10 protein-coding genes are annotated in these 9446 nt (G+C 33.0%); 4 read left to right on the forward strand and 6 right to left on the reverse strand.

Going from position 1 to position 9446, the window contains the following annotated elements; all coding sequences use genetic code 11:
* Positions 1–155 precede the first annotated feature (155 nt).
* Positions 156–875, reverse strand: a complete 720-nt coding sequence (locus A6M14_RS00680; protein WP_163123867.1) for an outer membrane protein — start codon at positions 873–875, stop codon at positions 156–158.
* A 435-nt stretch (positions 876–1310) separates the two neighbouring features.
* Here A6M14_RS00680 and A6M14_RS00685 point away from each other — a divergent pair, with 435 nt between their 5' ends.
* Together A6M14_RS00685 and A6M14_RS00690 are read left to right on the forward strand one after the other, a co-directional pair.
* Complete coding sequence (locus A6M14_RS00685) at positions 1311–1802, forward strand: hypothetical protein (protein WP_152872858.1); 492 nt, start codon at positions 1311–1313, stop codon at positions 1800–1802.
* Positions 1803–2023: 221 nt separating this feature from the next.
* The gene (locus tag A6M14_RS00690; protein ID WP_152872859.1) at positions 2024–2626 is read left to right on the forward strand and encodes a nitroreductase family protein; all 603 of its coding nucleotides are present in this window, start codon (positions 2024–2026) and stop codon (positions 2624–2626) included.
* Positions 2627–2686: 60 nt separating this feature from the next.
* On the opposite strand, the gene A6M14_RS00695 is transcribed toward A6M14_RS00690, so the two are convergent.
* The 5 genes from A6M14_RS00695 to A6M14_RS00715 all read right to left on the reverse strand — a co-directional run bounded on the left by A6M14_RS00695 (position 2687) and on the right by A6M14_RS00715 (position 7218).
* On the reverse strand, positions 2687–3886 hold the full coding sequence (locus A6M14_RS00695) for an MFS transporter (protein ID WP_152872860.1): 1200 nt from the start codon (positions 3884–3886) through the stop codon (positions 2687–2689).
* A gap of 1 nt (position 3887) precedes the next feature.
* Positions 3888–4322: a MarR family winged helix-turn-helix transcriptional regulator gene (locus A6M14_RS00700; protein WP_152872861.1), complete on the reverse strand. Its 435-nt coding sequence runs from the start codon at positions 4320–4322 to the stop codon at positions 3888–3890.
* Between the two features lie 122 nt (positions 4323–4444).
* On the reverse strand, positions 4445–4999 hold the full coding sequence (locus A6M14_RS00705) for a thermonuclease family protein (protein WP_152872862.1): 555 nt from the start codon (positions 4997–4999) through the stop codon (positions 4445–4447).
* Between the two features lie 248 nt (positions 5000–5247).
* A complete protein-coding gene (locus tag A6M14_RS00710; RefSeq protein ID WP_152872863.1) occupies positions 5248–5733 on the reverse strand; it encodes a GNAT family N-acetyltransferase in 486 nt (161 codons plus the stop codon).
* 111 nt (positions 5734–5844) lie between these two features.
* Positions 5845–7218 (reverse strand): ABC1 kinase family protein, encoded by a 1374-nt coding sequence (locus tag A6M14_RS00715; protein WP_152872864.1) that lies wholly within the window; start codon positions 7216–7218, stop codon positions 5845–5847.
* 237 nt (positions 7219–7455) lie between these two features.
* Between A6M14_RS00715 and A6M14_RS00720 the strand changes: the two genes are divergently transcribed.
* On the forward strand, positions 7456–8805 hold the full coding sequence (locus A6M14_RS00720; protein WP_152872865.1) for a phospholipase effector Tle1 domain-containing protein: 1350 nt from the start codon (positions 7456–7458) through the stop codon (positions 8803–8805).
* Between the two features lie 4 nt (positions 8806–8809).
* Positions 8810–9446, forward strand: a 637-nt coding sequence (locus tag A6M14_RS00725) for a DUF2931 family protein (protein WP_152872866.1), incomplete at its 3' end; no start/stop codon positions are given.

Raw genomic sequence — 9446 nt, forward strand, 5'->3', positions numbered from 1 at the left:
GAAATGTCAACAGACCCTAAAGGATTATTTTAAAAATATCGTTCCAAATGGATATTCATGAGGTGGTAAGACCAGAGCAAATGATTTCACCCAATGTGAAGTGATATTGAATAAAATAAAAAGCCCTCGATGTGAGGGCTTTTTATTTTTAAGTTTTAAAAGTTATATCGAATACCTGCAGCGAAATCATTTGATGTTTGTTTGAAATTTACTAAGGTGTTCTCAACTGCGGAATGATCATGCTTAAACTCAAATTTACCAGCATCAATATAGCGATAGCTTAAATCTAGAGCTACATTTTGTGAAAGATTATAAGCAATACCTAAACCAGCTGCCCATGTGAATTGATTGTCAGATTTTGAGAAAGAATATTCATTATCAGGGTAGTTTGTATTTTTTAAATTATTTTTAATTCGAGTCATACCAACACCTGCACTTATATAGGGTGTGAATTTTGATTGATTTTTAAAATCATAATAACCATTTAACATTAATGATTGAGTTGTTAATGTATTTGTATATGGTGTTGATACATTTTCTGTATAAGAGTTATGTGTACGGATACTAGATGCATTTGTATCAAATGTGGTTTTATCTTTGTAAGTATATTCTAATTCAGCTCGAACATTGACAGGACTTATTGCACTAAAGTCGTAACCTACAGCGACTGCAATATTTGGATATATAGCTTTAGTTTGATTTTCAATTTGGTGAGTTTCGCTACCAGTTGCTGTACTAGTATTATAATTAATTTCATTGTTTTTTAATTTAGTATCACTAATTCCTGCTTTTAATGATGTATAAACACCATTATTTGCATTTGCAAATCCTGAAAAAGATAGCGCTACTATAGTTGTACATATAATATTTTTCATATTTATTCCTTGATGGTTGTATAGTAAATATTTTTGGAACTTATTGGTTATATTGATGATTTTAATTGAAAGCATTAAATTTGATTTTACGTTATGTATTTAATGGTGAGTAGTAATTTCTCGATAAAGTAATAAAAAATAACATTAAAATTCACTTTAATATTATTGTTAGCTATTGGGTGTGTACATGATGGAAATTTAATACAAGCTATTTTCAAAGTTTTGTAAGAATTATTTAACAGAGCTAAATTGATATTTGGGTTGAGTCAAAATAGCTTATCGAATTTTTTATATATGACAATTATTGGGAGAAAGAAAACAAAGTCTCAAGTTCGGACTTTTTTACTTTGATTCGTACGCCATAATTGTTAAAATGCGCCTCGTTTTAAATTACTGCTGTCTACTTACAACAGTAATCAATTTAGGAAATTTTCAATGCTCGATATTTATTTAACAGATGTTCAAAAAAAGGTTCAATTTAAAGATTATCCAGGTGAACATCCTGTTAAATTTGTTTTAAGTTTCAAAAAGATTTTCCCAAGTGTAATGGAACTATTACTTCCAGTTTTACCTGAAAGTGAAAACTTAGATGAAATGACTTGGGAATCGACTACTGCTGACTTTGAAACATTCAAAATGTTATTGAGTGGTTGGGGTGTAATCGAATTACGCTTAAATGCAATTTCACAATATAAAGATAAATCTTTTGCAGATAGCTTAGTGAAAAAAGCACAGCAAAAAGTGAAAGAATACAAAAAGTCACAAGTGAAACTTTCATCAGTAGATTTAGACTATTTATTTATGCACGAAGTGAATGCATTCATTGATGCAGAATTGGTAGATTTAGGTGAAAAATTCTATTTACCCGTATTACGTGATCTTTGGAAAAGCAAAGTTTCAGAAAATGTATTAAACGCAAAATTCTAAATGAGTTAACTCTTTAATTTAGAATAATCAAATCCTCCTAAATGGAGGATTTTTTTTAAATAAATACGCTTATTGAGCTGAAATATAAGCATATAAAGAAAATAAAATAGTAAAAAGAACCGTTTTTGCTTATGTTGTTATAGTTGAAGATTCAATGAAATTTTCATTGTTGAATGTGTGAAAAATTATCTAACAAAGATAGCGTATTTAAGGATTTTATAATGTCGAATCAGTTTTTAGACCTCATTTCAAAACGTCGTTCTATTTATGCCATTGGTAAGAATGTAGAACAATCTCCTGAATATTTAACAGACTTGATTCAAAATACGATTAAGCAAAGTCCATCATCATTCAATTCACAATCTTCACGTGCAGTGATTTTATTTAATACAGAACATGAAAAGTTCTGGAATTTTGTTAAAGAAACTTTAAAAGCATGCGCTAAAGATGAAGCATCAGCTGAAAAATCTGCGGCTAAAATTGACACATTTGCTGCAGGCGTAGGTACTGTTTTATTCTTTGAGAACCTAGATACAGTAAAAGGTTTGCAAGAAGGCTTCCCATCTTATGCGGAAAACTTCCCAATTTGGGCGGAGCATTCAACCGCTATTGCTCAATTTGCAACTTGGACGGCATTAAGTACAGAAGGTTTAGGCGCATCGCTACAGCATTACAACCCAATTGTAGATGAACAAGTTCATGCAGAGTGGGATATTCCGAAAAGCTGGCAACTACGTGCGCAATTGGTATTTGGCTCTGTGGAAGGAGAAGCTCGTACAAAAGAATATTTAGATGATGCTGAGCGTTTTAAGGTATTTAAATAAATAATTTATTGAAATGTGAAATAAAAAAGAGGTCTATTGACCTCTTTTTAGTTTATAAATTTAAGCTTTTCTTGTTTTTGCTGAAGCTTTTCCGTGTAAAAGGTAATACACCGCAATACAAGTAAAGACTGCAAAACTGCTATACAAATAAAGTTCTGCAAAGCTGATTGAATTCAGTGCGATCCCTAAGAAATATGGTCCAAAACCTAAGCCTGCATCTAAGAAAATAAAGAAGGTAGATGTGGCAAATCCCATGCGTTCTACAGAAGTACTTTTTACAGCGACTGTTTGGCAAACAGATTGAATATTACCGTAACCTAAACCAAGTAAAGCAGCACTGAGTAATAACATCCAAGATTCATGGCTAAAGCTGAGTAGAATAAGTCCGACAGCCATAATAATAAAAGCAGGATACATGATGATGTTTTCACCTTTACGATCCATCAATGGACCTGTAAATGGGCGAGAAGCCATAATAGCAATGGCGTACATCAGAAAAAATAAAGAGGCAGCTTCAACCAAATTTACTTCTTTTGCATAAAAGCTGATAAATGATAAAACACCTGAATAACAAATAGATGCTAAAAACATAATCATAGCAATAGGTAAGGCTTTAATTTCAATAAATTGAGATAACCAACTTTCTTTTTTATAAGATTTAACAGAAACAGCTTTATTCGATGTGATATGCGTAGGAATATTAATGCCAAGTGCCACAATTAAGCATGTGAAAGCAATTACACTTGAAATGGCAAAAATTGCTTCATAACCAATATGTAGCATCATCCAAATTGCTAAAAATGGACCAATTGCAGTACCTAAAGTACTACTTAAACTGTAATAACCAATACCTTCACCACGCCGTGTTGCAGGAATAATTTGCGCAATAATGGTTCCCAACACGGTAGATGCTACGCCCATCATAAAGCCATGCATAAAGCGAACAAGCAAAAGCATGCCTAAATCAAATTTTATAAAATACAGCCCAGAAAACAGTAGAAATCCTGTTAAACCTGAAAGTAATGTAAGTTTTTGACCAAATCGTGCGAGAAACTTACCCACTAAAAAACGCCCAATGAGCGTACCAATAATGAATAGACCTGAAACTAAACCTGCTTGTGCTGTAGATGCGCCAAGTTCAGCAACGGAATAGCCAACAATCACAATCACCAAAAGATAAAAGATCAGTACCAATTGAAAGTTAATTGCGCTGACTAATATGAAATTTTTAGTCCATAAAGGTTGTTTTAAATCGCTCATATTAAAGACCTTGTTTTGAGCGAATAAGTTTGTCGCTTAACTGATTTAATAAATTTTTGGCAACTACAATGTCATCTTGAGCAAAATCTTGTAATAGTTCAGATTCAAAATCATCAATAAGTGCAGAGCAGGTTTTAAACAATATTTTACCATTTGGGCTAAGTACGAATTTTTTTTGACGTTTGTCTTCAGTCGGAATTTGTTCTAATAATTCTAAATCGATTAAAGCATTCATACGCTTTGCAATAGAGGGCTTTGAAACATTCAAATAGTCTGCAATTTCAATAGATGTGCAGCCACCTTTTTGATGAATCACGTATAAAGCCTGCCAAAATGAACTATTCAGTTGATGAGGTAAAAGTAGATTATTAATTTCATCATTCATTAAACGTGCCGTTTGTAATAGTGATGCACGGAATTTTGGAAGTGAATTCATTTTGGTTAGCTTGGTTAACTAAATTAAGCTAAATTTACGCTTAAATAAGATAATAATCAAGAGATATGCAGATGGTTGCTATCTGTATATTTCATAAAAATAAATAATTTTAATATAAATCGTTACTTATGCTGTTTACGATAAACACTTGGGCGAACAGGCTTTGAGCTTTTCCATAAACCTTTCTTTTGTTTTTGCGCTTGATTTTGCAATGCCATCCAATGCTGACGTTTATTGGCATTTTTAATGTATTCTTCATACACCCAAGCTGCGCCACGTTTCACCAATTCTTCATTTACATTACGTGTTCTACGATAGACCACCGCAACACAGCGACCATAACGATCAACATCGGTAATATTCACACGAATTAATCTACGATAAACTAATTTTTTAACTAGTTTTTGGCTTTCATCACCATATTCTTGATTGGATTCTGGTGCATCAATATAAGCAAAACGAATTTTGGTTTTAGAGCGTCTTAAATTCAGTCGATAGCAGGTGAGTGTATCGCCATCGCTGACCGCAGTGACTCTGCACCAATAGGTTTTTCCCTTTTTAAATGGTTTAAAGAAATCGACTGTAAAATTATAAATTTTTCGAAAAATAAAAATACATAAGATACCCACGATTACACCAATCGTAAGTAACCAACCTGCTGAGAGATTTGAAAGCATAAAGGCAAAAATCCGCCTTATTACAATGAATAAGTACGGTCATCATAAAAAAGAGTTGAATTCTAATTGAAATAAAAAAAACGAGCGTTTTATAATTAAGCAGATGAATTAAAATGTAATTAATAAACTAATTTTTGAGCAATTTTAAGGGTTAAAGTGCGTTTAAATGATGGGGAATCGTCTTGTATGATTCGATTATTCATCCATATACAAACAAAGAATGAAAGCATATGGATGATGGTAAGAGCTTAGAGTTGTTTTTTCATCCAAATTTCACAGGCATGACTATGACCTGTATTTCCTTTGGGTTCTGTTAAATGCTCAAAACCTAATTTTTCATACAATTTTACCGCTTGCCAAAGCTCTTTTGTTGTTTCTAAATAGCACGATTTGAAACCTTGCTTTTGAGTAAATTCGAAAGCATTTTCCAGAATTTTTTTAGCAAAGCCCAAACCACGAACTTCAGCTAAAAAATACATTTTTTGAATTTCTAAGATGGTTTCATCACCTTTTAAAGGTGAAACACCACCACCACCAAAAATTTGACCTTGTTCATTTTCTACAACCCAATATTGCGAATTTTCTTGTGAATATACGCTATATAAGTCATCTAAAATTGGGTCGGCAACAGCAAAACCTGCTTCAGGAGCTAAACCAAATTCTTTGGAAACTTCACGAATAATTTGTGCAAGTTGAGCGTTATCTTTAATTTGAATAGGACGTAGAGTGTACATAAAGGAAATAGACTTAAATGTTTATAGACACGGGATTTTTATATCATTTTATAAAATAAAAATCCCATAAATTTGCTACTTTAAAATAATGAGAATGTTTGAGTTTAAAACTTAAATGTATTTGGCAACCATTGCGCGAACATTGGTTTTTGCTTCAATGACGGTCATAAAGGTATATGCACCAATAAATTTACGGCTAATAAACATAAATTCTTTAGGTGGAACGCTGAAATAACGTGAAGCCATAGACTTAGATGCACGTTGCATTACACGGCTATGCAACATACTTTTCTTCCAATCGTAACGGTAATTTTCATCCATTACGCCTTCAGGTAAGTTGTCATTATTTTCAGGGCTGCTAAAAGCTTCCGTCGCCAATAAAAAAACTTTCGCCATATCAGGTTTAATGCTTTGCGGAATTGAATCGAAGAATTCATAACCTGTCATTGCATTCACCATCTCTAATGGATCGTGATGATAACCTGCTTGAATGAGGCTTTTAGCGACAGAAAGTAAGTGTTCATCGAATTGACGAATTGCACCAAAATCTAAAAGAACAATTTTATCTTCAATATCTATACCGTTTCCTAAACGAACAAGATAATTACCAAAGTTCGGATCGGTTTGCATTTCACCCCATTCGAAGATTTCACGAACAGCAATTTCAAGTGATGCTTCACCTAATTTATTACGACGATCTTGTGGTAAAGACAGCATGACAGGGCTATTGATTGGAACACCACGTTCAAATGTCATGCATAACACTTGGTTGGTAGAATAATCATCTATAATTTCTGGAACGCGATAACGCTTATCATCCTTTAGGCGTTCGCCAAATCTACGCGTTGTTTCTGCTTCAATGTCGTAACTTACTTCGCGATGCATCATTTCACGAACTTCATCGAACCATTGGTCGAATTCGCGTGTTTGCGGCACAATTCGAGTAAGTTTAAGCATGTTTTTAAATAGATTCATGTCAGAATCTATAGCATCGGCAACACCAGGATATTGAACTTTTAGTACCAGTTCTAAACCATCGGACTTACGGATTGCACGGTGAACTTGGGCAAGTGAAGCTGTGCCAATGGGTTCTTGATCAATCGTAAGATCATTTAATTTTGCGCCAAGCTGAGCTTGAAGTTGTTCTTGAATTGCAGGCCATGCAAGGGCAACGGTTTGGTTGTTTAATGTATTTAGAGCTTGAGTCACTTCTTCTGGTAGAAAATGCTCACCATATAAAGCCATCATTTGTCCAATTTTAACAATTGAACCTTTTAATTTTCCAATTTCAGCAACCAAATAATCAGCTTGTTCTTTGGTTGCTTTTTTACGTTTTTTTTCTTTTTCTTCTTCACTTGAAAAAATAGATGTCGCATTTGAAGCAGCCCAACGAGTACCAGCAAGTAAGGACGCTTTAGCTATGGATAAGCGTCGATCCATAGAAGAGGTTTTAAGATTTTTGAGCTTATCGTGCTGATCCGACATGTAAATTAAACCTTTAATAAGCAATTTGCAGTTTGGTTAGATTGTACTAAATTTTACAAGGACTTCACGTATTAAAAAAGTTTAAGTCCTTAAAAAGAGTCAATAGTTTAGGTTTTTATAAAATAGCCTAAGCAATTATGGTATTAAAAAGCGGGGATTACTTTCATTCCTAAATCATATGTTGTAAATTGTGACGAATATCACAAAAATAAAATATGCCTTCAAAGGAATATAAGTTTGATTACGAATGAAAAGAAGCCTGGTGAGCAAGTTTTAGCAACCAGTAAAACAACTATCCCTGGTGGAACTTATACAGTAGCAACACTTGAAAAATTAACCGTTCATGTGTTTTTTGATGGTACGGGGAATAATAGATTCAACACAGCATCGCACCGAGTAAATAATAATAACTCACCCAAAGGTAGTGTGAGTTATGAAAATTATTATTCAAATGTTGCATTGCTCTTTATGGCAATGCAAGAGTTCAACGACGTAAAAAAAATATATATTCAAGGCTCTGGGACAGAGAAAGAAAAAAAAGATGATAGTTTCGGGTTAGGTCTCGCTCGTTCATCTACAGGTCGTATTGCTAGAGTTGAAGAAGCTATAAATAGTTTAAATAAGCTTGTAGGAAGAATAGATAAGAGTAAAGTTGTTCTAAATGTTTATGGCTTTAGTCGAGGAGCAGCTTGGGCGAGACACTTTTGTTGGCTTCTAAAAAACTTTTCATTTAAGAATTGGAGTAAATGCAAAATTAATTTTGTGGGTATTTTTGATACAGTTTCGTCTGACACATTAGAGCATTATAATGATGTAAAAGAATTGGGGCTTGATATTGGTAAACCACAAGGTATTAATTATCTTGCACATCTTACGGCACAAAATGATTATAGAGAGCATTTTCCACTCACGCCTATACATGGTGCAATAAAGGATGGTATAGGTTTTGAATGTAGCCTACCTGGAGCACATTCAGATATTGGAGGAGGATATTCTGAAACCACTGATGAAATAAACAGATTTTTAGGGTTTAAAGAAAAACAACTAAATATTGGAAATTTAAGTCCAATAAGAAATGAATATATTGATTATGATTGGTTTATCAATAAGGGGTATTATTTACCTAAACAAATTATTGAGAAAACAAGAAGCTATTTAGATATCAATGGTAAATATGTACCTAAAATGGCGTTATATGCCAATAGAACCATTAAGTTCCATTATCAGCTTATTCCTTGCAATATTATGTATGAAATTGCCAAAAGAAAAGCGAATTATGTGCTTAAAGACAAATCTGATTATCTAGATAACTTAAAAAAAATGAAAAATATAAGTCTTTTAAAGAAGTTTCATGATGGTGCTTTAAATTATGTATTGGCTAATTATACAAAAAATACAGGTGGTCATAAAGTTCCATTTTTAGCAGAAGCGGAAATGAAAAAAATATTTAATGAATATATTCATAGCTCACTAACTTATAATGCTATAGATAATAAAGGGATAGTATTAAATAAAACTAAAAATGCAGATAGTACTTTGAATTACTCAAAGCCAACTAGACCAAAAGTTACGAAAGGATTTCGATAATTAGATGAAAAAATATTATGTAGTTTTACCTTTGTTATTTTTAGTCATAATTTATGGTTTTGGAAAAGATTTAATGAAAACTCAAACATATGGTGTTTATATTGGTTATCCAACAGGATATATTTCTGAATTTAACAATGCACATTCAGTGTTGCTAAATGAAAAAAATGAAATTATTACCCATTTTGGGGGGCGTAATGCTACTGCAGGTCAGTTAGGGCATGGTGTACAAAATTCATCGAATGAATTAACAGAAATTCCATCCAAAATAGAAGTGATGTGGTTTTCATTTACGGAAAATCAGTTTTGGCGAGGTGAGTTTGAATTACCAAAGGATGAGCTTACTCGCTTATTAAATAAAGAAAAACTTTTGGATTTATTCTCAACTCGCCAAGGAGTTATGCACGATAAATATGATGAGATTATTGTAAATGTAGCACCACAAGGAGAAGTTTATGTTTATGTAGGGGGCTTTGCAGTAAAGCATATTGGAACCTACCAAGCCAAAGCTGTTAATTATGACTGGGAGCAACATGCAAAGGACACATGGTGGTTAACTCAAGATGTCATAGAGCCACGTGATGAATACGTCAAAATGGCGGATGATGATGTTGAATTAATAGGGTCTGTTGACATTTCAA

Origin of the sequence: Acinetobacter portensis (genome assembly GCF_009372215.1) — a bacterium.
Lineage (GTDB): Bacteria > Pseudomonadota > Gammaproteobacteria > Pseudomonadales > Moraxellaceae > Acinetobacter > Acinetobacter portensis.

Excerpts from the sequence above, each read along its gene's own strand:
- A6M14_RS00680 (WP_163123867.1), bottom strand. The coding sequence starts at position 875 with ATGAAAAATATTATATGTACAACTATAGTAGCGCTATCTTTTTCAGGA.
- A6M14_RS00685 (WP_152872858.1), top strand. The coding sequence starts at position 1,311 with ATGCTCGATATTTATTTAACAGATGTTCAAAAAAAGGTTCAATTTAAA.
- A6M14_RS00690 (WP_152872859.1), top strand. The coding sequence starts at position 2,024 with ATGTCGAATCAGTTTTTAGACCTCATTTCAAAACGTCGTTCTATTTAT.
- A6M14_RS00695 (WP_152872860.1), bottom strand. The coding sequence starts at position 3,886 with ATGAGCGATTTAAAACAACCTTTATGGACTAAAAATTTCATATTAGTC.
- A6M14_RS00700 (WP_152872861.1), bottom strand. The coding sequence starts at position 4,322 with ATGAATTCACTTCCAAAATTCCGTGCATCACTATTACAAACGGCACGT.
- A6M14_RS00705 (WP_152872862.1), bottom strand. The coding sequence starts at position 4,999 with ATGCTTTCAAATCTCTCAGCAGGTTGGTTACTTACGATTGGTGTAATC.
- A6M14_RS00710 (WP_152872863.1), bottom strand. The coding sequence starts at position 5,733 with ATGTACACTCTACGTCCTATTCAAATTAAAGATAACGCTCAACTTGCA.
- A6M14_RS00715 (WP_152872864.1), bottom strand. The coding sequence starts at position 7,218 with ATGTCGGATCAGCACGATAAGCTCAAAAATCTTAAAACCTCTTCTATG.